Source organism: Morganella morganii (genome assembly GCF_041099235.1).
Taxonomy (GTDB): domain Bacteria; phylum Pseudomonadota; class Gammaproteobacteria; order Enterobacterales; family Enterobacteriaceae; genus Morganella; species Morganella morganii_E.
In genome coordinates, this window is the sequence record NZ_JBFZSO010000009.1 from 1 (window position 1) to 22,989 (window position 22,989).

Genomic DNA, 22,989 nt, shown 5'->3' on the forward strand with positions numbered 1-22,989 from the left:
AGCGAATCTTACGTCAATCAGGCGATCCGCCAATTACCGATCACGCGGATTATCATTGCTCACCGCGAATCGACGATTGAATCAGCGGACAGGATTATTAATCTCAACAATCCTGCCGCTTAAGTAATGGCTTACCGGTAAACCGGTAACAGGCTGAAACTCGACAAAATATGTACCACCGCGTTCAGTACTCCGAAGCCCAGGATCAGCCAGATCATGGGCTCACCGCCCCAGACCCGGAACTGCGGGCTGCCGAAGCGTTTACGGGATGCGCGGGCCAGCAGTGCCGGGACAATCGCCGCCCAGACCGTCGCCGCCAGACCGGCAAAACCGATGGCGTAAATAAAGCCATTCGGATAGATCAATCCGCCCAGCATCGGCGGGATAAAGGTGACACCGGCGGTTTTCAGGCGGCCGGTTTTGCTGTCATCAAATTTGAACAGATCCGCCAGATAATCAAACAGTCCCAGTGTCACCCCGAGGAACGAACTGGCCACCGCAAAGTTCGAGAACACAATCAGCAGCAGCTCCAGTCCCCGGCTGTGCAGCACGCCGCTCAGCGCCTGAACCAGCACATCAATATTGCCGCCCTTCTCCGCAATCGGAATAAAGTCCGGACGCGGGATATTCCCCATCGTACCGAGCATCCAGATGATATAGAGCACCAGCGCCATCAGTGTGCCGATGGTCAGACAGCGGCGGATCTTGCCGGGCTCTTTGCCGTAATATTTCATCAGGCTCGGCACATTACCGTGGAACCCGAAAGAGGCCAGGCAAAACGGCAGGGTAAACAACACATAAGGCAGATAGGAAGCGTCCGGCTGTGCCACGTTCAGTAATACCGCCGGTTTCACATTCCACAGCAGGCCGCCGAATGTCATAAAGAATGTCAGGATTTTGGCACCGAGCACAATCGTCGTCATCCGGCTGACCGCTTTGGTACTCAGCCAGACAATAAAGGCGACCACCAGGGCAAACAAAAATCCGCCAAGACGTGCCGGAAGCGTTATCCCCGCCTGTGCAAAGGTGTGGCTCAGCACCGATCCGCTGGCGGAGATATAGGCATAGGTCAAAATATACAGGACGAACGCAATGGTCAGGCCGTTAATAATATTCCAGCCGTTTCCCAGCAGATCGCGGGTGATCGTGTCAAAACTGGAACCAATCCGGTAATTCAGGTTAGCTTCGAGGATCATTAATCCTGAGTGCAGCATACAAAACCAGGTGAATACCAGTGCTGCAATCGACCAGAAAAACCATGCACCGGACATTACCACCGGCAGGGAAAACATCCCCGCACCAATGATAGTTCCGCCGATAATCATTGCTCCGCCGAATACGGACGGCGAAACAGAGGACGCAGGAACAGTAGCCATAAGAGTACCTCTGGTGGCTTAATATTATCATTATGTTTGAAATCAGGAGGATGCCGCGCATCCTCCTGTAAGACGACAGGGTTACATGACAGGCTTCAGGCGGGCGACAAAGTGACGCAGAACCGGTGGTTCATAGGTGAATGTCAGCCCTTTGATATCCGCCGCTTTCTCTTTCAGCCGGATAAAGGCATCAGCGATATAATCCATATGGTCATTGGTATAGACACGGCGCGGAATTGTCAGGCGCAGCAGCTCCATCGGTGATGGCTTCTGAATACCGGTTTCCGGGTCACGCCCCAGCAGCAGAGAACCAATTTCCACACCGCGGATGCCGGATTCCAGGAACAGCTCATTATTCAGGGCATGAGCCGGGAACTGATCCCCCGGGATATGCGGCAGCATTTTCTTCGCATCGACAAAGACCGCGTGGCCGCCGACCGGATACTGGATCGGGATCCCCGCTTCGCGCAGGCGCTCACCCAGATATTCCACCTGTGTGATACGGTAGCGGAGGTAATCCTCATCCATCCCCTCTTCCAGCCCGATAGCCAGCGCTTCCATATCACGTCCGGCGAGGCCGCCGTAGGTGACGAAGCCTTCCATCGGCACACAGCGGGTACGCACTTCGTTGAACAGATCTTCGTCATCACGGAAACAGCACAGACCGCCGATATTCACCAGTGAGTCCTTTTTCGCCGACATTGTCAGCATATCGCCGTATTTATACATCTCTTTGACGATTTCTTTCACTGACTTATCCGCATACCCTTTTTCGCGCTGTTTGATAAACCAGGCGTTTTCACAGAAGCGGGCGGAATCAATCACCACCGGAATATCATGCTTTTTGGCAATGTCATACACAGCTTTCATATTTGCCAGTGATATCGGCTGACCGCCGGAGCTGTTACAGGTCACGGTGGTGACAATCGCGGCCACATTTTTTGCACCGTGCTCTGCGATTGCCGCATTGAGCAGATCTAAATCGAAATCGCCTTTCCAGTCATAATAGGTTGTTGTATCAAAGGCTTTTGGTGTGACCACATTAATCGCTTTCGCGCCGTTTAACTCCACATGGGCGGCAGTGGTATCAAAGTGGAAGTTGGAGATAAAGACCGGTTTATCGGCTCCGGCTTTGCGGCGGCGGGCGATCAGTGACGGGAACAGGATTTGCTCGGCACCGCGCCCCTGGTGTGTCGGGATAGTAAACGGGTAGCCAATCAGTTTTTTCACCTGATCGCAGAGATGATAATAGTTACGGGAACCGGCATACGCCTCATCCCCCATCATCAGCCCGGCCCACTGGCGGTCACTCATCGCACCGGTGCCGGAATCGGTCAGCAGGTCAATAAAGACCACATCACCCGGTAATAAAAACGGGTTATATCCGGCTTCTTTCAGGGCCACTTCCCGCTCATTACGGGTGGTCATACGGATATTTTCAACCATTTTAATACGGAACGGTTCAGGAATACGTTTCATTATTTTACTCTCCGGTTTCGGGCTGCCGGATATATTTACCCGCTGCATTTTCCTGAAAAGAAAATACAGAAATACAGCCACGTTATATCAGCGTGTTTTTAATTAATTTTTGTGGTAATACGCGGACGGAGAATTACTCAGGGAAGAAGTTTGAAATACGATGATCAATATTGAACCATGCCTGCACAAGGCAGACACCGGCAAGATGACTTGGGATGGATAAGAAATTCATACACAAAGCCCTCTGAGTGGATAAGTAACGCACAAAATTACATTGAATAATCCTTTTGTCCATGATAAACATCACACTTATCATAATTACATTTATTAATTAAATATAATTATCCCACCAAGTTATTACATTATGTAAGCGCTATTAATCAATTGCCGTCGTTATCAATTTTACGCCAAATAGTCTTCCTTTTTATTTATTCATAAGGACATCAGACGTGCCGGATACCGCACCGAAAATAAGCGTGTTTTTATATTCATAAAAAAATAGTTCCGACAATAACATTACAGATATAACAGTTAATTTAATTATCCGTTTTACAGATAATAAAAAAGTGGTTTTCACCACTTTTTTCAACGCTGTTTTGTGACTGAAATATCACTACACCAGTTTGCTGATCCAGCTGCTGATATCCCCGGCCAGGAAGTTTACCGGCGGGATTTCAATCACGCTGTATGCGCCCGGCTGCTGACGGCAGGCCGCCCGTGCCGCAGACACCATAAACTGAGAGGTCAGCGCCGGGTTGTTGATACGCATGCTGTATTCAAACAGCTGGTTATGCGTTTTACCGGAAACCCCTTTGTGCGTCATGGAGACACCGTGCCCCACATCTTTCAGGGCATCCACACTCTCCACCTGACGGACATGCGTCTCATCAGAGGCAAAATAGCTGTCGGCTTTCAGCGCGGCGGTCACGGTATCAATATCATGTCCCGCTTCAAGCTCAACATAAACCATGCGGCGGTGAACACCGGTACCCAGCGGGATTGTCATGGAAAGTGCATCCTTCACCCCGGGAATCGCTTTGGCGGCAACACTGTGCCCCATACTCATCCCCGGCCCGAAGTTGGTGTAAGTCAGCCCCTTCGGTGCCATTGCCTGCATCAGCGTACGGATAATGGAATCCGACCCCGGATCCCAGCCTGCGGAGATGATTGCCGTACACTCACCGGCGCGGGCAATCGGGTCAAGGTGCTCTTTCAGCGCGACAATTTCACTGTGAACATCAAAACTGTCCACAGTGTTAATCCCCAGTGCGAGGATCTCTGAAGCAACCGCACGGATGGCGCGGGTCGGCGAACACAGCAGTGCCACATCCACCCTGCCCAGTTCACGGATATCCGCCGCCACCGGATACACAGAATCCGTATCAGCGGCAGACGGGTTGCGGCGCACAATCCCTGCAATCTCAAAATCAGCGGCAGCTTCCAGCGCCTCAATCGCATACTGTCCGATATTGCCGTAACCAACGACGGCGGCTCGTATTTTTTTCACGGAATTCTCTCTGTCATCATTGATTAGTCAGATAAGGAAATCATACTTATTTATGAAAGGAAACATTGATTTCTTAATTAGTTATGAAAAAAATGTTTTATTTTTCACCTTTCGCTATTCTCAGTAATATTATCCTGGTAGAATCCGGCTCCCTGTATCCGTCCCGGAACAAAAATCACACTCTTTACAGAAGGTCGTCATGCATCAGTCTGATGTGACAGAGCGCGGGCTCTTTTCCTTAAGCTGGCCGATTTTTATCGACCTGTTATTACACTTTTCCACCTTCCTGATTAATACCTGGATGGTCAGCCATGTGTCGTCAAAATATCTGGCGGCAATGGCGGTCGGCAACCAGGCATTTGACCTGTTTATCACTATTTTCAACTTTATCAGTGTCGGGTGCAGTGTGGTGATCGCCCAGTATATCGGGGCTGGCAGACGGGATAAGGCCAGTCAGGCGATTCATATTTCCATCGCGTTTAACCTGCTGCTCGGATTATTGTCCGCCGGGTTTACTATTATTTTCGGCTATAAAATTCTGGAACTGATGAATACGCCGGAACATCTGATGGAAGATGCCTTTAATTATCTGCATATTCTGGGGATCTGTTTAATTCCGGAAGCGGTGACCATCATTCTGGCGGCCTGTCTGCGCGTTTACGGCAGAGCCAAACCCGCTATGTATGTCACGCTGGTCGCCAACGTGGTGACTGTTGTCGGTAACTGCATTGTGCTGTACGGCCTGTTCGGGCTGCCGCAGTACGGGCTGGTCGGTGTCGCCTGGTCCACCGTGGCCGGACGTCTGATTGCCGTGGCGCTGCTGTGCGGCCTGCTCTTTTACGGTCTGCGGATTAAATTCGTTCCGCGCATGCTGTTTCACTGGTCTAAAAATATGCTGAAGCAGATCCTGCATGTCGGCCTGCCGTCTGCCGGGGAAAACCTGGTCTGGATGCTGCATTATATGGTCGCTATCGCCTTTATCGGGCTGATGGGCGAGACCGCACTGGCGGCACAGACCATCTACTTCCAGTTATCACTGTTTATTATGCTGTTCGGGATAACCATCAGTATCGGGAATGAAATTCTGGTCGGGCATCTGGTCGGGGCAAAACGCTTTGAGGATGCTTATCAGCGCGGCATGAAAAGCCTGAAAACCGGCTTTTTCAGCACCATCCCGATTGTCTTCCTGTTTTGGGTGTTCCGTGATCATCTTGCTTACGGGCTGAGTGACGATCAGGCGGTGATAAAACTGCTGCTGCCGCTGTTCCTGCTGTCAGTCTTCCTTGAGCCGGGACGCACGCTGAATATTGTGATGGTGAACGCCCTGCGTGCCGCCGGTGATGCCCGTTTCCCGCTCTGTACCGCCCTGTTCTTTATGTGGTGTGTGGCGCTGCCGGTCGGCTATGTGCTGGGGATCAAACTGGAGATGGGGATACTGGGGATCTGGATTGGTTTTCTGTGTGATGAGTGGCTGCGCGGACTCGTCAATACCTGGCGCTGGCGCTCGAAAAAATGGCAGTCAAAACGGCTGGATATTGAGGGCTGATCCTCCGGCAGAATTCCTGCTGCGGCTGCGCATCGGGAATTACCTGACAAACCAGCGGATAACACCGAAACCGGGCAAATAAGAGAAAAAATACAGAGTTATATTCTGATAAACAGCCACAAACACAGCTTTTCGTGATTGCTGTCACGGGGTCTCATCACACTTTTTTATTTATGCATAACATAATGCATACAAATCATATTCAATACTACATTTAAATCAAATAGTTAGATAAGTATTTTTATCTCTTTTCACCGCCGGACGATTTCTTGCTTTTTTCCCCCCTATCCGCCCTATTTTTTATTTCCGGGAGAAAGTTTTTCTCCGGATTCTGAAAATACCCCTGAATTGTGAAAGGATTTTTCTGCTGCCCTTTCGGTACACTGAGCCGTATAACGGATTCGCGTATTTAAGGCTGAAAAATGGCAACACATCACACCCCTGCTCAATGGAACAATTTTGTCGCGGCACTGCGTCAGTCAGTCAAACCGGCGACAGGCTGCACCGAGCCGATTTCTCTGGCACTGGCCGCCGCGAAAGCCGCCGCCTGTCTCAGCGGCGCACCGACCCAAATCCGCTGCTATGTCTCCCCGAACCTGATGAAAAACGGCCTAGGCGTGACCGTTCCGGGAACAGGCATGACCGGCTTACCGGTCGCTGCGGCACTCGGTGCTATCGGCGGACAACCGGATGCCGGTCTGAATGTCCTGTGTGGTGTGACCGCAGACGATATCGCCGCCGGGAAAGCCTTTCTCGCCTCAGGAGCGGTATCTGTCGACATCAAAGAGCCATGCAGCCACGTACTTTACTCTGAAGCTACCGTATACAGCGGCGACGAGCAGGCGACAGCCACTATCTGTGGTGATCACACCCATGTGACTGAAATCCGTCATAACGGCACGGTTATTTATCAGGATGAGGCTGTCACACACCAGAGCGGCAGTGATAACCCGTTTGCGGACGCCTGTACCCGTGATATTTATGATTTCGCCACTCAGGCGCCGGTGTCGATGATCAATTTTATGCGGCAGGCCGCTGATCTGAATGATGCCCTTGCCCGTGAAGGGATGTCTCAACCGTACGGGTTACAAATCGGCCGTTCACTGGAGAAACAGCGTGAGCGCGGATTGCTGTCAAAAGATCTGCTGTCCGACATTATGATCCGCACCTCATCAGCCTCGGATGCCCGTATGGGCGGCGCGCAGCTGCCTGCCATGAGCAACTCCGGTTCCGGTAACCAGGGGATCGCCGCTACCCAGCCGGTAGTGGTGGTCGCAGAATATTTACAGGCGGATGAAGAGCAGCTAATCCGCGCCCTGACATTGTCCCACCTGATGGCGATTTATATTCACAGTCAGTTCCCGCCGCTTTCTGCCCTGTGTGCGGCAACGACCGCCTCAATGGGGGCAGCAGCCGGTATCGCATGGTTATTTGAAGGGAAATATGCGCCGGTGGCGATGGCTATCAGCAGCATGATTGGTGATATCACCGGTATTATCTGTGATGGTGCTTCCAACAGCTGTGCGATGAAAGTCTCCAGCGGTGTCAGTGCGGCCTATAAAGCGGTGCTGATGGCAATGAATCAGCAGTGTGTCGGCGGTAACGACGGCATTGTCTGCACGGACGTGGATAAATCCATTGCTAACCTCTGTGCGCTGGCCAGCCTGTCTATGCAGCACACCGATGTACAGATTATTGAAATCATGGCAAACAAGGCAAAATCAGCCTGATTTTTCCGGGTTTGGCTTTTTAAGGAAGCCCCCTTTCCTTTACCGGCCGCACCGGCCGGTTTTTTCATGTTTTTTCAGCACAAAAACCCCTGACCGGGGCTTTTGTGCTGATGCCTGTTATTGTTATCAGTTCGCTTTTTTGATCAAATCAAAATCCCGCAATGCCACATACGGGTCCCAGTATTCACGTGCCAGTGAAATCTGGCCATTCTGTATTTTTACAATGGCGATAAATTGCTGTCTGTAATCTTTGCCTGTCAGTCTGACCTGACCACGACTGGAATACTCAAAAATATATAATCCCGGTTCTTTTCCCGGAATAACAGCCCATGATTCCGGTGATGAATATTTTAATTTTCCGAGATACTGACTCATATTTGAAAAATAACGGGTAATATTATCACGACCACCGGATGCTGAAGAAAATAAATACGGAAAGTCATGGACCGGTGCATAAGGTAATTCAAACCGGCCATTTTTTGTGAAATAACGGGCTACGTTATCCGGCACTTCAGACCAGCCTTCCAGGCTGCGCCAGTAGAATTCAGCGGCATCCTTATCCGTGTATCCTTTCTGAAGATAATAATATCCGTCTTTTTCCTGAATATGATTGTCATTAACCGGACCGGCAAAAGCAAATGAAGAAAGACATAATAACAATGCTGCGTTGTATTGTATTCTCACGTTGGTCACCTGTTTATGTGGTTTACATTTCAATTACGGCCTTAATACATTTTCCGCTGCGGGAATCCTCAATGGCTTTGTTAATATCACCAAAAGAATAAAACTGAATGAATTTATCCGCGGGGAATTTCCCCTGTAAAAACAGATTAACCAGCTCAGGAATAAAGCGTGACGGTTCCGCATCCCCCATGATTGAGCCTTTTACTGTCCGCCCCCGGATCAGATGCATAATATCCACCGGCAGCACCGCGTCTGCGGCAACCACACCGGTCAGCACACAGCTTCCCTGCTCTGCCAGTGCCTGTACGGCATTTTTCATTACGCCGGGATGACCGGCAGACTCGACAGAATAGTTTACGCCACGGTCCTGAGTGATACGATTAATCTCTGTCATCAGATCCGTTTCCGCCGGATTGATGCAATGTGTGGCCCCGGCATCCGCTGCAGCAGAAAGCCGCTCATTATTAATATCCACCGCAATAACCGGCTCACACCCTGCTATCCGTGCCGCCATAATGGCCGCCATGCCTACCGCTCCGGTGCCAAAAACCGCAAGGGAACTGCCCGCTTCCGGTGACAGACTGTTCAGCACCGCGCCTGCGCCGGTCATAAAGCCGCACGCAAAGGGACCGAGAAAACGGAGAGGCGCATCTGCCGGGACTTTTATCACACCGGATGCATCCGCAACCACATACTGTGAAAAGGAAGACTGCCCGAAAAAATGGCTGTGAACCGCATGACTGCCATCCCGCAAACTGACGGAACCGTCTGCTCTCGCAGCCTGCCAGTTGAGCGCCTGATGCTCCGCGCAATAAGTCGGCCGCCCTGTAGTACACGGATGGCAGTGCCCGCAGCTGGCCAGCGTGAGAACCACATGATCGCCGGGCTGAACATGTGTCACTTTTTTGCCGGTCCGCAACACCACACCGGCACCTTCGTGCCCGGGAACTACCGGTGACGGCACCGGGATCTGATCGTTAATCACCGCAATATCAGTATGACAAATACCGGTGGCGGTAATGTGAACCAGTACTTCGTTATCCTGCGGTTCATCCAGCGTCAGCTCACTGAGCGCTAACAGGGGTGTATCGGTATAATGCACTGCTGCACATGTTTTCATTTTTATCCTCGCAACGTAACGGTCAGATAAACCGGGCTATCATTTTGCCGGTGCCGTGACCTTTCCGGCTTTTCTGCAGACAGGCCGGAATATCCTCCGGCGTGATTTCAGACCAGCGGATACCGTCAGTTTCACCACGAAACTGCATATTCACCATGTCCTGTAATGCCGCGATATCCGGCGAAAATTCAAAATTCACCACAGAGACAAAATGTGTATTTTCTGACGATGCGGCATGGACAGTACTGAGCGCTATTCCGCCGTTCGCTATCCATAACAGGTTGCGCATAAAAGCGTCCGGCCCGCTGACCAGGTCAACAATCCCCGCGCCTTCCCCCGGATAACGGTCATATAACTGCGCAAGAACATCACCATTCCGGTAATCGATGACATCATAAGCACCGATTTTTTTCAGATAACGTGTCTGCTGTTTACCGGCCACCGCGATCACTTTGTACCCGCGCTGTGACAGAATCCGCGTCACAAAACTGCCGACCCCGCCGGCTGCGCCGATAACCGCGATACGGCTGCCGGCCGGTACATTCATATGCTCCGCTATCTGTAACGCACTGACACCCGCTGTCGGCAGCATGGTCAGTTCCGGCAGAAACTGTGATGCCGGTACTGTCACCAGCATCCCGTCCTGAGACAGTGTCTGATACTCACAGAAACAACCTCTGCCGGCTTCATTACTGAGAAAACGTCCGATAACCCGGTCGCCGGGCTGAAACCGGGAAACCTTTTTTCCGACTGCATCGATCACGCCCATACCGTCCAGCCCCAAGACCAGCGGAAAATGGTGCGAAAGGCTGTTTTTCAGCATGCCGTCCGCTATCCGCCAGTCCAGCGGATTCAGGCCGGCGGCATATATTCTGACTCTGACTTCATTTTCTGCCGGTTCCGGGACGGGAATGTCAGCGATATACGGTTGCCCGCCGAACCGGTCAACAACAACAGCTTTCACATCAATATTCCTTTCGTGATTGTTTTGGTGTTAATTGATTTACGGAGATTATAAATACTAAAGAAATCACTTAAAATGAGATAAAATAAGACGCAGTGTTACAAAAACAGGGTTAATGTCTGATGGGCGGACTGGAAGAAAATCTGGGTGATTTATACTATTTCACGCTGGTAGCGCAACACGGCGGCTATACCGCCGCAAGCCGGATAACAGGAATAGCCAAGAATAAACTGAGCAGACGGGTTACCGCGCTGGAAGAACATCTGGGTGTGCGTTTATTTCAGCGTACCAACCGTCAGGTATCACTGACAGAAACCGGCTTCCGCCTGATGGAGCACGGTCTGGCTATTCTGTCTGAAACAGAAGCGGCACAGGCCATGATTTCAAACAGCTTGTCAGAGCCGGCCGGACTGGTCAGGATAAGCTGCCCGTCACTGGCAACCCGTCTGCTGCTCAGCGACTGTATTACGGAGTGTATGACACGCTACCCGCAAATCGATATTCAGGTACAGGCCACAGACAGGCGCTGTGACCCGGTCTCGGAACTGATTGATATCGCTATCCGTCTGCGGGAAAGAAAGTATATGGAGCAGGGGTTTATTGCCAGAGAGCTGGGAAAAAGTGTCCGTATTCTGGTTGCCACACCGGAATACCTCGCCGCTAACGGCAACCCCGGGTCCCTTATTGAATTATGCGATCATCCGCTGATCACACTTATCGCCCATGAACATGAGCAGCCGTGGGAATTTACCGATATAGCGGGTAATGTTGCTGTAATCCATCCGAAACCACATTTATCATGCAGTGAATGGGATATTGTGCAGCATGTGACGTATTCACATCAGGGAATTGCCCTGCTGCCGGATATGGTCTGCGGTGATGCGCTGCGGGCGGGAAAACTTATCCGCGTACTGCCGCAATGGCACCGCCAGCCGCTGATTGTGCATATGGTGTATCCTTCACGGCAGGGAATGCTGCCGGCGGTCAGAGTCGTGATTGATTTACTGGCAGAGCGTGTCCCCGGGCGTCTGCTCATCGGGATTTAACCACCCGCTGTTACCGGCACGGTAACAGCGGAAAGCCGGCATTTACGCAGTCAGCGTGGCAAACGCATTGCGGATTTCCTGCTCCGGCAGCTGCATGCCGATAAAAATCAGCACGCTCTGTTTTACATCATCCTCACGCCATTCGCGGTCAAAGTCCGCGCTGTAGAGACGCTGAACGCCCTGGAATAACAGGCGGCGCGGCTCATCTTTAATCCAGAGTAACCCTTTGTAACGCAACATATTATCGGCATAGCTTAGCAGCAGGGTTTCCATCGCGCGGGAAATGGCACTGATTTCCACCGGTTGATCCATGGTGATCACCAGCGACTGAATGTCATTCTGCTGTTTCGGCGCAAAGCGGAACAGCGGCTTGCTGATTTCCACATTGTCATCCAGCATAAAACCGCCGACATTAAACAGCAGGTTCATGTCGATATCGCCGTTAATCACCTTATACACCGGCGCTTTGGCATTAATCCGCTGTAACCGGGCGAGCAGTGCTTCATTATCCGGCTCGACGTCCGTTTTAGTCAGCAGAATGCGATCCGCGTAGCCAATCTGCGCCTGAGCGATTGTGAACTGATCCAGCTGCTGCTGTGCATGCACCGCATCCACCAGCGTGATAATGCCGTCCAGCACATAGCGTTCACACAATTTTTCATTGGAGAAAAAAGTCTGTGTGATCGGGCCGGGATCGGCCATACCGGTGCATTCAATCACCAGGCGGTCAAAATCAATTTTGCCGCTGTCCAGGTTTTCACACAGGTCGAGCAGCGCATCTTCCAGCTCACTTGAGCGGCTGCAGCAGATACACCCGTTGCTCAGGGTTTTTATCTGTGTGACGCGGTCACCGATAATTTCATCATCAATAGGCACCTCGCCGAATTCATTTTCAATCACAGCAATTTTCTGCCCGTGCTCCTCGTGGAGAATATGGCGCAGCAGTGTGGTTTTACCGGCACCCAGGAAACCGGTCAGGATAGTCACGGAGATAGGTTGCATAATCGGGTCCTTCTTACAGACAGACAGCGGAACAAAGGCTGTCAGAGTAACAAATAACACGGATAATAAAAAATATCCCCCGTACAATGTGACTGACATCATACGGGGGATGAGACTTCAGCGTTACTGCATGCTGTTATCAGTGTGAGGAGGAGACTTTAATTCCCTCTTCCGGAACAGGAACATACGGTGTTTCGTTGTCAGTACGTTCCGGGTTTTTGCTCGCTTTCATCGCTGTACGGATGCCGTAGAAGATGATGCTGTACACCACGACCAGGAAGATAATACTCAGACCGGCGTTGGTGTAGTTGTTCACCACGATGTGCTGCATATTGGCGACCTGCTCAGGTGTTAACGCCACGCCTTCGGCAATACGGCGTTTGTACTCATTCGCCAGCCAGAAGAAGCCTTCCAGTTGCGGGTTGTCACTGAACAGTTTCAGGCCCAGCGCCCATGTGGTACAAATCAGCAGCCATACCGCAGGGATAGTGGTTACCCAGATATATTTGCTGCGCTTCATCTTAATCAGAACAACGGTGGACAGAACCAGAGCAACAGCCGCCAGCATCTGGTTGGAGATACCGAACAGCGGCCACAGGCTCTTAACGCCGCCCAGCGGATCGACCACGCCCTGATACAGCAGATAACCCCACAGGCCCACGCAACCGGCAGTACCGATCACACCGGCAATGAAGGAGTCAGTTTTCTTCAGGAACGGAACGAAGTTACCCAGCAGATCCTGGAGCATAAAGCGGCCGGAACGGGTACCCGCATCCAGTGCAGTCAGGATAAACAGTGCTTCAAACAGGATCCCGAAGTGATACCAGAAGCCCATATCCGCCGCAGGAATGATTTTGTGGAACACATGCGCGATACCTACCGCCAGTGTCGGAGCACCACCCGCACGGTTGAGGACAGACGGCTCACCGATATCTTTGGCAGTCTGTAAAATCTCTTCCGGCGAAATCACAAAGCCCCAGGAGCTGACCGTTGCGGCTGCCTGTGCAGTCACATCTTTCAGCTGCGCCATAATCATCGGTGCATCTGCGGTACCGAGGTTATGCAGATCCGGCATGGTGATACCCAGCGCCGCAGGCGGGGTGTTCATCGCAAAATAGAGGCCCGGTTCGATAATGGAGGCGGCAACCAGCGCCATAATCGCCACAAAGGATTCCATCAGCATCGCGCCGTAACCGATATAACGGGCATCGGTTTCACAGGCCAGCAGTTTCGGTGTGGTACCGGAAGCAATCAGGGCGTGGAAGCCGGAAACCGCACCACAGGCAATAGTAATAAACAGGAACGGGAACAGAGCACCTTTCCAGACCGGACCGGTTCCGTCAACGAACTGAGTCATCGCCGGCATTTTCAGATCCGGGTTGAGGATAACGATACCCACAGCCAGACCGACGATAACACCGATTTTCAGGAAGGTTGCCAGATAGTCACGCGGAGCCAGAATCAGCCACACCGGCAGCAGAGCGGAAACGAACGCATAGCCGATCAGTGCATACGTGATAGTGGTATCTTTAAAGGTCAGCGCCGGGCCCCAGTACGGGTCGTGTGCGATCACACCACCGAACCAGATAGCCGCCACCAGCAGCACAATACCGATGACAGACACTTCACCGACACGTCCCGGGCGGAGATAGCGCATGTAGATCCCCATAAACAGGGCAATCGGCACAGTGGATACGACGGTGAACACACCCCACGGACTTTCTGCCAGCGCTTTCACCACAATCAGTGCCAGCACGGCGAGGATGATGATCATAATCAGGAAGCAGCCGAAGAGCGCGATAGTGCCCGGTACGGTTCCCATCTCTTCTTTAACAATCTCACCCAGAGAGGCACCGTTACGGCGCGAGGAGATAAACAGCACCATAAAGTCCTGTACTGCCCCCGCCAGCACCACACCGGCCAGCAGCCAGAGTGTGCCCGGCAGATACCCCATCTGCGCGGCAAGTACCGGTCCGACTAACGGACCCGCACCGGCGATCGCGGCAAAGTGGTGACCGAACAGAACGTTACGGTTAGTCGGAACATAGTTCAGACCATCATTATTAATCACCGCCGGTGTTGACCGGGTCGGATCCAGTTTCATAACCTTTGTTGCGATATACAGGCTGTAGTAGCGGTACGCCACCAGATAGACTGATACCGATGCAACAATGATCCATAATGCACTGACATGCTCGCCGCGGCGTAATGCGACAACGCCGAGACAGAAAGCACCTATAATCCCCAGGATAAACCAGGGAATGTGCTTAAATAAGCGATTAGAGTTCATAACGCACCTTAAATGTGACTGTGATAATCAAAAGGATCCGTATCCGTACGGAAAAAGTGTTTCAGCCGAATAAAATAGAAACTTCCTGCAAGTGTGTTTTATGATAAAAAAATCAAGGCGGGAAACGGGGATTATCCCGTAAGCGGTTGTATAGCAGATTAAGCGGTCACTTTTTACAGCCGGGCGGTTTTATCCGCCTCCCGGGACGGTAAAATTTGTGATCGGGTTAACGTTATGTTTTTTAAATTTTTTCGTGCTTTTTGTTAATTTTTTATGAAAGCGTGCTTTTATCCGCTTTTCTCCGTGATTTATGACCTGAAACCGACAGAAGACAGTAACCAATATGACTAAAAAACCCGGCACACCTCCCGGCAATTTCCGTGCTTATGCTGATAAGCAGACACAACGCAATATGCTGTTTCAGCGGGTTCTCCGCCTGCTGACCTTCAGTGTGGTTTTCCTCGCCGGATTTATGATTTATCAGACCTGGCAGACACAACAGAATGATGTCTATGCTGACGGGCAGATAACCGGTTATCTGCGGACAGAAATGCGTGATACCCGTTCGGGACAGCAACTGGTTGGCTGGCCGGTGGTGAAATTCGTGACAGCGGATAATAAAATCGTCACCTTTACCTCAACAGATCAGCTGCTGTGTCAGTCACAGTGTGAAAACGGTCCGGTGGGAGTTTATTATCAGAAGGATAATCCGGGCAAAGCACAGATAGCGGACTTCGGTGCCCGCTATGGTGAAATGATTGTCTGGGGAGTCGTCGCCTTTATTCTGCTGGTGACCTATATTCTGCACAGCTGGCGCCTGCGTATTCTGGCACGCCGCCGCTACGGTGCGGCATCATAAACGGCTGTCCGGCGGTGGTGTCCGGCCGAATCCGGTGATAAGGCCGTAAGGCGAAATACGGAACCAGTGACCGCCGGTCCACCAGGAGTGTTCGCCGTCGGTTTCCTCTTCACAGCCCACGCCGACCTCGGCGGTACCGTTGACAAAACCGTACGTGCAGTCATAAATGGCGGGGATCACCACCCGCCCGGTAATACTGTCCGCATAACCGATTTTATTGCCGGAGCGGATGCGGTAACGCCCGTTTTCCGGTTCATCCGGGGCGCTGTCGAAATAGTACGGCTGATACGGCTCCTGCAGATTACGGTCAACGAAATGACTGCCGAAGGTGTCTTTATCCCGATACAGACAGAGTTCAAAGGGATTATCCGGCCTGAAGCAGTTATCCGCCGCTGACGGTTCATCTGCCCTCGCCCGCACCCATTCACGGGCTTTTTCTGCCTGCACATCCGTACCGGCAAACACGGTCAGCGGCAGCAACATCACAAATACGATCCCCGGTATTCTGCATTTCATCGGTTATTCCTCTGCCTGACCACGGTCTGTGATGCCTTCCTCATTTATATATACGGGAAGGTCACCACAGATATTACCCCGGTCAGCCGGTGACGACTACTGATGCCGCAGCCTGTTTTGCAGCATTCACCGCTTCCTCAACGGACGGTGCCAGCGCCAGGGCAACGCCCATGCGCCGGGAACCGTCAATCTCCGGTTTGGCAAACAGGCGCAGCTGCACAGTCCCGGTCAGGGCGTGCTCCAGCCCGCTGTAACGGACATCATCGCTGCGCAGAGACGGCAGGATCACCGCTGAGGCAGCCGGACGGTACTGAACTATCTCTCCGGCCGGTAATCCGAGAAACGCCCGCACATGCAGGGCAAATTCAGAGATATTCTGTGAAATCAGTGTGACCAGCCCGGTATCGTGAGGACGCGGGGAAACTTCATTAAAAATAATATCCTCACCACGGACAAATAACTCAACACCGAACAGGCCATAGCCGCCCAGCCCGTTAACGATTGTCTCCGCCACCTGTTGCGCCCGCGCCAGAACCGCATCCGGCATGGCCTGCGGCTGCCATGACTCACGGTAATCCCCGCGCTCCTGGCGGTGCCCGACCGGGGCACAGAAATGTACACCATCTGCCGCACGGACAGTCAGCAGCGTGATTTCATAATCAAAATCAATCATCCGCTCGACAATCACCCGCCCTTTTCCGGCACGTCCTGCTTCCTGAGAAGCCAGCCAGGCATCATGCAATGTGCTTTCATCGCGGATAATGCTCTGCCCTTTACCCGATGAACTCATTACCGGTTTGATAATACAGGGAAATCCAATCTCAGCAGCAGCACGGATAAAAGACGTCTCATCATCCGCAAAGCGGTATTCTGATGTCATCAGCCCCAGCTCTTCTGCAGCCAGACGGCGGATACCTTCGCGGTTCATGGTCAGTTTTACCGCATTGGCACAGGGCACGACATGAAAACCCTCCTGCTCCAGCCGGTATAATGTATCTGTCGCAATCGCTTCAATTTCCGGCACAATATGGTCAGGCTGTTCTTTCCGGATCACAGCTTCCAGCTCCGCGCCGTCCAGCATATTAATCACATAACGGCGGTGCGCGATATGCATGGCCGGTGCATTGTCATAACGATCGACGGCAATCACTTCAATGCCGAGCCGCTGACACTCAATCGCCACTTCTTTGCCTAATTCACCTGCGCCCAGCAGCATCACCTTCGTGGCGCCCGGACGTAATGCCGTACCTAATGTTGTCATCACTGTCACCTGTTCAGAAATACCGGAAAATTTGCGCGCCATTATATACGCAATCGTTTGCTTTAGTCACGAAATAAGCAAATCACCGGCTGTCACAGCACTCAGCGGGGCCTGATGCCCAGACCGGCTTTTGCTGTATTTTTCCGGTAATGGCGGATAAGAGACAGAATGCAGAACAGCAATCCCAGCCAGATCAATGAGAAACTGACGCCTTTGACGGCATCAAAATGCTCATTAAAGAGGAACACCGCCAGCAGGAACTGAATGGTCGGTTCGAGATACTGTGCCAGGCCGATGGTGGTCAGTGTGGTGGAACGCACCGCAGCCGTGAAGAACAGCAGCGGCAGCAGTGTGACAGGCGCGGTCAGTATAAAACAGATGCGGGTAAAGGTATCTGCGGTGCTGAATGTGCCTGCTCCGCTGTTTTCAAGCCAGAAATACAACACAATGGCCACCGGCAGCAGCCAGAGACTCTCAATCAGCAGTGAGGTCGTCAGATCATAACGGATAAATTTGCGGATAAAGCCATAGAGCGCAAAGGCAGAGCCCATCATCAGCGCCAGTTTCGGCAGGCTGCCGTACTGATAAAGCTGATAACCCACCCCGGCACAGACAAAAATGAGCGCGGTTTTCTCTGCCGGTTTCAGGCGTTCATGCAGGAAGATGACACCCAGTAAAATAGAAAACAAGGGTGTAATGAAATATCCCATGCTGGCTTCCAGCACCAGATCATGGGTCATTGAATAAGTAAAGGTGCACCAGGATATTGCCATCACACTGGTACTGAGCAGACAAAGCAGCAGCGAGCGTTTATCCGCCCATACCGCTTTTATCCGGGTACGGTTTTTTAAAAAGAAACGGACAAACAATAACAGCGGAATTGACCAGAGGACACGCTGGGATAATAACTCCAGCGGCTGTACCCCCGGCAGCAGGCGGTAAAAAAGCGGTGTGATCCCCCAGAGAAAATAAGAAAAAATCGCCAGCATCGCGCCGGATCGTAAAAACATGGTTCAGCCAATCCTGTTTATCATTATGTTATGACTATCATACCCCCCTGCATTAAAAATCCCATGCGTCTGCTCAATTTATTTCCCGTCACCGGTCTCCCCAATGCACATCATATTATGTTCACTGAAACCACGCTATTTACTACGCATATATACCTATGAAATATCAGTTTCGCTTGATTTTTGCATTGATAACGTTAACATAATAAGTATCATTAACAAATCATTTTTGGGTATAATTCCTAATATTTGATGTTAACGTTAACCTTGAGTAGTTATAGCTAGATAGATCCCCTGATTTTTTATACTCTGGAAATCACAGTCGATCGTAATACATTGATGATAAAAGATAAATAATCATTTAATGTTCATTGCCACGATAAACAGAGTAACACGCCAGACATTTACCTCCGGAGATTGAAAAATCTTTCGTGCGGTAGCTTTGTCTCTGAAAAATATTGTTACCTTTTTTTAATTAACTATTTTAACGTTAACATAAAAAGATAAGTAATGATAATTACCACTACGAATCAAAAATCAGATAAGCAACATTAAAATACAATATTGAAAATTTTGTGTTTAGCCAAAGCGAAATTAACGCTTAATGTTGCACTCAAAACAACAGATAAATCCGTAATTACAAAAATAACACTACACTGATTTTTTATCCGGCAGTCTGCGTTTGGTTAATTAAAAAAATTAACCAAACGTGAACGGATAAAAATCAGGAAAAAGAGAAAAAATTGTGTGACTGCCCGGGGGTCAGAGTGAATCTCTGCAGAGCATCCGGCAGGGGACATAAGTCCGCCCTGACGAAACCCGTTCTTCAATAAGATGCAGTGCCGCCGTTTCACCCAGCAGGCAATACGGAGAGCGGATAGTGGTCAGCGGGGGATAAAAAAGCTCTCCGGTGCCGGTCATATTTTCACAGCCGAGAATACCGGCCTGCTCCGGAACAGAAACACCGCGGGTTAATAAAACCTGGTACGCAACAAAGGCTATCTGATCATTACCGCAGATAATACAGTCAAATAACGGTGAATTACCGTCAATGTAGTGATCTATCAGTGTCACAACATCCCGGTAATAAATATCAGATAATGCGATGTTGTGCTGGTTCAGCTGACCGGCCGGCAGCCCCGCATTCAACCACGCATTCTGAACCGCATCACGACGCAGACCGGATGAAAGACATTCTGCCGGCGGCCAGATACAAAGCGGACGACGGTAACCCCGCTGAATAAGATATTCTGTTGCATCATACTGAGCGTGATAATCATCCGGAATATAAGACGGTAACGCTGTATTTCCGGGATCATAGCAGTTCGTTAATACCAGGTTTCTGTCGCGGAGTAATTCAGGAATGTTTATCTCACGCAATTCTGCACCGGTAATAATAATACCGTCAGGGCGGCGGGATAAAATCTGGCGGGCAGCCGGAACCGGGTCATCTCCGGATGAAATATTAACAACAAAGTGGTCCCAGCCATATTTTCCTGCACACTGCTCAATAGCCAGCAGTATTTCAACAGAAAACGGGGCTGAGGCGGTATCAATTGCTAATACCCCCATACACAACAGATTTGTATTTTTACCTCTGATTTTCCGGGCTGATAAATCCGGTACATAATTCAGAACATCAATAGCATGCTGAACCTGTCTCAACGTCTCAGGCTTCAGCAGTTCCGGATTATTTATTGCCCTTGAAACAGTCATCAGTGAGACTGATGCCAGCCGGGCAACATCTTTCAGTGATGCCATATTATTATCAGTAGAAAATAAGTGTTGGTTCTGTCGTGTGAAAAAGAAAAAAATGTCAGCTGACATTTATAACATACTGTGTCTGTAACCCCAAGGGTAAATGTAAATGTTTATTTCATCAAAAAGCCCCTTACCCCATAAATTAAACGAATCTTAAACGTTCGCAACATATTGTTTTATAAAAATAAAAATAAAAAACATTCCCATTATTATGATTTTATTAAAAAACACACACCGATTCAGAAATGAGATTTACTTATCCATTTAAACATTTTCTCGACGTTATCTTATCTACAATACGTAAAATTTGCGTAGATAAACCTAAGTAATTATGCCTTTATTTTTATCCGTTAATATCGGTTTATTTTGTGTCCTATTTTAATTAAGGAGTAACTTATGGATGCCGTTATTCATTTAATCAACTGTGCTGATTTACCAAGCAACAATATCAATTTCATGCTTGATGATATGAATTGTGAAGTAAAATCTTATTCATCTGAGCAGGCTTTTCTGAAATATTATGTTAATACGCCAAAAGAGCATGCTCGTGAATGTATTATTCTGGAAGTGGGAGAATCTTCTGCTGAAGCATTCTATCTTATTGATGAACTCAAACGTCTGAAAAGCATTATTCCTGTGATTGTTATCACCGCTTATCCGTCTTTTGAGACCTGCCGTCGTGCATTTAAAGCGGGTATTCTGGAATTCTTCAAGAAACCGATTAATTCAGAGCTGTTAGTTAATGCGATTCACGACGCATTTAATCAATATGAAAACAGCCTCACTAAGTACCATACATATCAACGTCTTAAAGATAAATTCAGCAAGTTATCTGCCCGTGAGAAAGAAGTCATGGATATGATTCTGGAAGGAAATACCAGTAAAGAAGCTGCGCAAAAATTGTCATTGTCGCCACGTACTGTTGAAGTACACCGCTCTAATATGTATACCAAGCTGCGTATTAAATCATTACCACAACTGGTGCAGGAATATGATTTTTACAAAAACTATTCAGATTTAATCTGAGCACTTCCGGTTTTATAATAAACTTTATATTCCGCTTTTGTAGCTAATAAATACACCGATGATTTTACCTGTTTCTGTTTTCTTATTTAACTGCTTCTGATGCTTCACTGTTAATACAGATTGTCTTTTCTATCATATTCCTGATTGCGCCAGTGTTACCATTGGTGACAAATTGTAATGTAATGATAATACACCAGGGTCTTGCTCTGATATTAACAACACATACCGGTAGTCATATATTCCGGAAAACCTGCGTAATGAGATCTGACACCCTACAATACAGATATAAAACATCATTAATAGTATTTAACAACCAATTACTCATTTTAGTATTTTGTTACAAATGAAAAAAGCACACCTTACTCCTTTCATAAGTGAACAGGAGTTATTTGCTGCCTGAAAATCCCTCTCTCTTTTATACCACTCTTCTCCTGCGTGTTTTCATGCTGATACTCCCGGTCAGTAATAATGACATGCCCCGCTGTTATCCCCTGATATTTGCTGTATTCCTGTAATAATACGCCATAAAAAAAGCATCCGTTACAGGATGCTTTCAGTATTCACATAATCACCGGATTATTCTATTTTCAGCACATTCAGTTTGATCATAGACATTGAGTTCGGTGGGATCTGCCCTTCAATACCAGCAACACCATACCCCCCCTCCGGCTTAATATAGACATCAGCCGAGCCGCCGGCACCGACAAGAGAAACGAATTTTGCCAGGTCACCCGGTAATTCATTGAACGGAATAACCGCCGGTGCATTTACCGGATATGACACAGTTACTTTACCGTCGGTTAATTCCTCATGCATCGCAAATGTGACTGTTTTTCCTTTCAGCGCTTTATATTTCTGTCCCTGCTTGGTGATACGGTAATAAACGTCCGGCGTCATTTTGGAATAATTCTGGCGCTCCAGGCGGGCAATCAGTTCCTGGTTTTTCCGTTTATTCAGCTCACCAACCTGCTGAAAAGTATAAGCCGTCACAGCTTTATTTTTTTCTTCTGCTTTCGCAATTTGTGTATTCAGCGTGGTATTTTCAGTCCGCTGTGCACTGACAACCGCCTTTTGCTTATCCATTTCTTTCTGCAATGCGGTATATTTTGCCTGAAGATCGGCATTTTCTTTCAGCTTAGCTGCCGCTTTAGCGAGTTCGGCATCTTTCTCTGTCAGCTGTTTTTTCTGGTTATCAAGCTGAGTATTCAGCTTAATGAATTCCGCGTCAGATTTTGTCAGTGCTTCAATCTGCTGTGTTTTCTCTTTTAAGGCTTTATCCAACTGAGCAGCCCGCTGCTGTTCTGCGGCTAATTTTTTATTCAGTCCGGCATTATTCATCTGAACAATACTGCTCTCTTTATCTGCACCGGATACTTTTGCTGACAGCAGTTGCTTATCCGCCGTCAGCTGCGCAATTTTTTGTTCAAGCGTGGCTTTATCCACGGTCAGCGCAGCCACTTCTTTTTTCAGATTATCGCTCTGGCGGGCATTATCCGCCTCACGGCTCTGTAACTGCGCTGTCAGCTTAAGTTTATCAGCCTCACGCTGCTGTAATTCTTTTTCCAGTGTCTGCAACTGAGCCGCCATTTTTGCGTTATCGCTATTTTTGGCGTTCAGCTGTGTAATCTGTTTTTCCAGTGCGGTTTTATCGGCGGCCAGAGTACTGAGCTCTTTTTTCAGCTTGTCACTCTGTGCTGCCGCGTCTTTATTCTGACCGGCCAGTTGATCTGTCAGTTTCTGCTTTTCTGTTTCCGCGTTTTTCAGCTTCTGCTCAGTATCGCTCAGGTTGCGGGTGACTTTCGCCAGATCAGC

General features: G+C 49.5%; 19 protein-coding genes. 5 read left to right on the forward strand and 14 right to left on the reverse strand.

Annotation, left to right across the window (positions count from 1 at the left end):
- Positions 1 to 131: 131 nt before the first annotated feature.
- From mtr to AB7038_RS14100, 4 genes are all read right to left on the reverse strand, one after another.
- Entirely contained in the window at positions 132 to 1,376 is a 1,245-nt protein-coding gene (mtr, locus tag AB7038_RS14085) for a tryptophan permease (RefSeq protein ID WP_108655354.1), read from the reverse strand.
- A gap of 81 nt (positions 1,377 to 1,457) precedes the next feature.
- Positions 1,458 to 2,855 (reverse strand): tryptophanase, encoded by a 1,398-nt coding sequence (gene tnaA / locus AB7038_RS14090; protein ID WP_015422483.1) that lies wholly within the window; start codon positions 2,853 to 2,855, stop codon positions 1,458 to 1,460.
- Positions 2,856 to 2,988: 133 nt separating this feature from the next.
- The gene (gene tnaC, locus AB7038_RS14095) at positions 2,989 to 3,171 is read right to left on the reverse strand and encodes a tryptophanase leader peptide (RefSeq protein WP_369453524.1); all 183 of its coding nucleotides are present in this window, start codon (positions 3,169 to 3,171) and stop codon (positions 2,989 to 2,991) included.
- A gap of 297 nt (positions 3,172 to 3,468) precedes the next feature.
- Positions 3,469 to 4,362 carry a diaminopimelate dehydrogenase gene (locus AB7038_RS14100; RefSeq protein WP_368890134.1) on the reverse strand — a complete coding sequence of 298 codons (894 nt, stop codon included), beginning with the start codon at positions 4,360 to 4,362 and terminating at the stop codon, positions 3,469 to 3,471.
- 199 nt (positions 4,363 to 4,561) lie between these two features.
- On the opposite strand from AB7038_RS14100, the gene AB7038_RS14105 reads away from it, so the two are divergent.
- Both AB7038_RS14105 and AB7038_RS14110 read left to right on the forward strand, forming a co-directional pair.
- Positions 4,562 to 5,908: an MATE family efflux transporter gene (locus AB7038_RS14105; RefSeq protein ID WP_368890133.1), complete on the forward strand. Its 1,347-nt coding sequence runs from the start codon at positions 4,562 to 4,564 to the stop codon at positions 5,906 to 5,908.
- Positions 5,909 to 6,330: 422 nt separating this feature from the next.
- Complete coding sequence (locus AB7038_RS14110; RefSeq protein WP_369453525.1) at positions 6,331 to 7,638, forward strand: L-cysteine desulfidase family protein; 1,308 nt, start codon at positions 6,331 to 6,333, stop codon at positions 7,636 to 7,638.
- A gap of 126 nt (positions 7,639 to 7,764) precedes the next feature.
- On the opposite strand, the gene AB7038_RS14115 is transcribed toward AB7038_RS14110, so the two are convergent.
- From AB7038_RS14115 to AB7038_RS14125, 3 genes are read right to left on the reverse strand one after another with little or no spacing between them, the layout of a single operon-like run.
- Positions 7,765 to 8,322: a nuclear transport factor 2 family protein gene (locus AB7038_RS14115; RefSeq protein ID WP_369453526.1), complete on the reverse strand. Its 558-nt coding sequence runs from the start codon at positions 8,320 to 8,322 to the stop codon at positions 7,765 to 7,767.
- Between the two features lie 22 nt (positions 8,323 to 8,344).
- Positions 8,345 to 9,442: an NAD(P)-dependent alcohol dehydrogenase gene (locus AB7038_RS14120; RefSeq protein ID WP_369453527.1), complete on the reverse strand. Its 1,098-nt coding sequence runs from the start codon at positions 9,440 to 9,442 to the stop codon at positions 8,345 to 8,347.
- 22 nt (positions 9,443 to 9,464) lie between these two features.
- Positions 9,465 to 10,406, reverse strand: coding sequence for an NADP-dependent oxidoreductase (locus AB7038_RS14125; protein WP_368890129.1), 942 nt, complete (start codon positions 10,404 to 10,406; stop codon positions 9,465 to 9,467).
- 122 nt (positions 10,407 to 10,528) lie between these two features.
- Between AB7038_RS14125 and AB7038_RS14130 the strand changes: the two genes are divergently transcribed.
- Positions 10,529 to 11,452, forward strand: a complete 924-nt coding sequence (locus AB7038_RS14130; protein WP_368890128.1) for a LysR family transcriptional regulator — start codon at positions 10,529 to 10,531, stop codon at positions 11,450 to 11,452.
- Between the two features lie 42 nt (positions 11,453 to 11,494).
- On the opposite strand, the gene yjiA is transcribed toward AB7038_RS14130, so the two are convergent.
- Both yjiA and AB7038_RS14140 read right to left on the reverse strand, forming a co-directional pair.
- A complete protein-coding gene (gene yjiA / locus AB7038_RS14135; protein WP_369453528.1) occupies positions 11,495 to 12,454 on the reverse strand; it encodes a GTPase in 960 nt (319 codons plus the stop codon).
- Between the two features lie 139 nt (positions 12,455 to 12,593).
- Positions 12,594 to 14,744 carry a carbon starvation CstA family protein gene (locus AB7038_RS14140; RefSeq protein ID WP_072872515.1) on the reverse strand — a complete coding sequence of 717 codons (2,151 nt, stop codon included), beginning with the start codon at positions 14,742 to 14,744 and terminating at the stop codon, positions 12,594 to 12,596.
- Between the two features lie 343 nt (positions 14,745 to 15,087).
- Here AB7038_RS14140 and AB7038_RS14145 point away from each other — a divergent pair, with 343 nt between their 5' ends.
- Positions 15,088 to 15,603: a DUF3592 domain-containing protein gene (locus AB7038_RS14145; RefSeq protein WP_004236033.1), complete on the forward strand. Its 516-nt coding sequence runs from the start codon at positions 15,088 to 15,090 to the stop codon at positions 15,601 to 15,603.
- On the opposite strand, the gene AB7038_RS14150 is transcribed toward AB7038_RS14145, so the two are convergent.
- From AB7038_RS14150 to AB7038_RS14165, 4 genes are all read right to left on the reverse strand, one after another.
- Positions 15,598 to 16,119, reverse strand: a complete 522-nt coding sequence (locus AB7038_RS14150; RefSeq protein ID WP_369453529.1) for a hypothetical protein — start codon at positions 16,117 to 16,119, stop codon at positions 15,598 to 15,600. The genes AB7038_RS14145 and AB7038_RS14150 overlap by 6 nt on opposite strands.
- Positions 16,120 to 16,201: 82 nt before the next feature.
- A complete protein-coding gene (purT, locus tag AB7038_RS14155; RefSeq protein ID WP_349419180.1) occupies positions 16,202 to 17,380 on the reverse strand; it encodes a formate-dependent phosphoribosylglycinamide formyltransferase in 1,179 nt (392 codons plus the stop codon).
- A gap of 101 nt (positions 17,381 to 17,481) precedes the next feature.
- Complete coding sequence (rarD, locus tag AB7038_RS14160) at positions 17,482 to 18,390, reverse strand: EamA family transporter RarD (protein ID WP_368890123.1); 909 nt, start codon at positions 18,388 to 18,390, stop codon at positions 17,482 to 17,484.
- Between the two features lie 762 nt (positions 18,391 to 19,152).
- On the reverse strand, positions 19,153 to 20,151 hold the full coding sequence (locus AB7038_RS14165) for a LacI family DNA-binding transcriptional regulator (RefSeq protein WP_369453530.1): 999 nt from the start codon (positions 20,149 to 20,151) through the stop codon (positions 19,153 to 19,155).
- A 396-nt stretch (positions 20,152 to 20,547) separates the two neighbouring features.
- Here AB7038_RS14165 and AB7038_RS14170 point away from each other — a divergent pair, with 396 nt between their 5' ends.
- Positions 20,548 to 21,177: a response regulator transcription factor gene (locus tag AB7038_RS14170; RefSeq protein ID WP_368890121.1), complete on the forward strand. Its 630-nt coding sequence runs from the start codon at positions 20,548 to 20,550 to the stop codon at positions 21,175 to 21,177.
- Between the two features lie 576 nt (positions 21,178 to 21,753).
- Here AB7038_RS14170 and AB7038_RS14175 read toward each other — a convergent pair.
- Positions 21,754 to 22,989: FKBP-type peptidyl-prolyl cis-trans isomerase (locus AB7038_RS14175; RefSeq protein WP_369453531.1), on the reverse strand; the 1,236-nt coding region annotated here is incomplete at its 5' end.

Coding starts and splice junctions, on each gene's coding strand:
- AB7038_RS14110 (WP_369453525.1), top strand. CDS start 6,331: ATGGCAACACATCACACCCCTGCTCAATGGAACAATTTTGTCGCGGCA.
- AB7038_RS14120 (WP_369453527.1), bottom strand. CDS start 9,442: ATGAAAACATGTGCAGCAGTGCATTATACCGATACACCCCTGTTAGCG.
- rarD (WP_368890123.1), bottom strand. CDS start 18,390: ATGTTTTTACGATCCGGCGCGATGCTGGCGATTTTTTCTTATTTTCTC.
- AB7038_RS14140 (WP_072872515.1), bottom strand. CDS start 14,744: ATGAACTCTAATCGCTTATTTAAGCACATTCCCTGGTTTATCCTGGGG.
- purT (WP_349419180.1), bottom strand. CDS start 17,380: ATGACAACATTAGGTACGGCATTACGTCCGGGCGCCACGAAGGTGATG.
- tnaC (WP_369453524.1), bottom strand. CDS start 3,171: ATGATAAGTGTGATGTTTATCATGGACAAAAGGATTATTCAATGTAAT.
- AB7038_RS14130 (WP_368890128.1), top strand. CDS start 10,529: ATGGGCGGACTGGAAGAAAATCTGGGTGATTTATACTATTTCACGCTG.
- mtr (WP_108655354.1), bottom strand. CDS start 1,376: ATGGCTACTGTTCCTGCGTCCTCTGTTTCGCCGTCCGTATTCGGCGGA.
- yjiA (WP_369453528.1), bottom strand. CDS start 12,454: ATGCAACCTATCTCCGTGACTATCCTGACCGGTTTCCTGGGTGCCGGT.
- AB7038_RS14165 (WP_369453530.1), bottom strand. CDS start 20,151: ATGGCATCACTGAAAGATGTTGCCCGGCTGGCATCAGTCTCACTGATG.
- AB7038_RS14105 (WP_368890133.1), top strand. CDS start 4,562: ATGCATCAGTCTGATGTGACAGAGCGCGGGCTCTTTTCCTTAAGCTGG.
- AB7038_RS14145 (WP_004236033.1), top strand. CDS start 15,088: ATGACTAAAAAACCCGGCACACCTCCCGGCAATTTCCGTGCTTATGCT.
- AB7038_RS14150 (WP_369453529.1), bottom strand. CDS start 16,119: ATGAAATGCAGAATACCGGGGATCGTATTTGTGATGTTGCTGCCGCTG.
- tnaA (WP_015422483.1), bottom strand. CDS start 2,855: ATGAAACGTATTCCTGAACCGTTCCGTATTAAAATGGTTGAAAATATC.
- AB7038_RS14170 (WP_368890121.1), top strand. CDS start 20,548: ATGGATGCCGTTATTCATTTAATCAACTGTGCTGATTTACCAAGCAAC.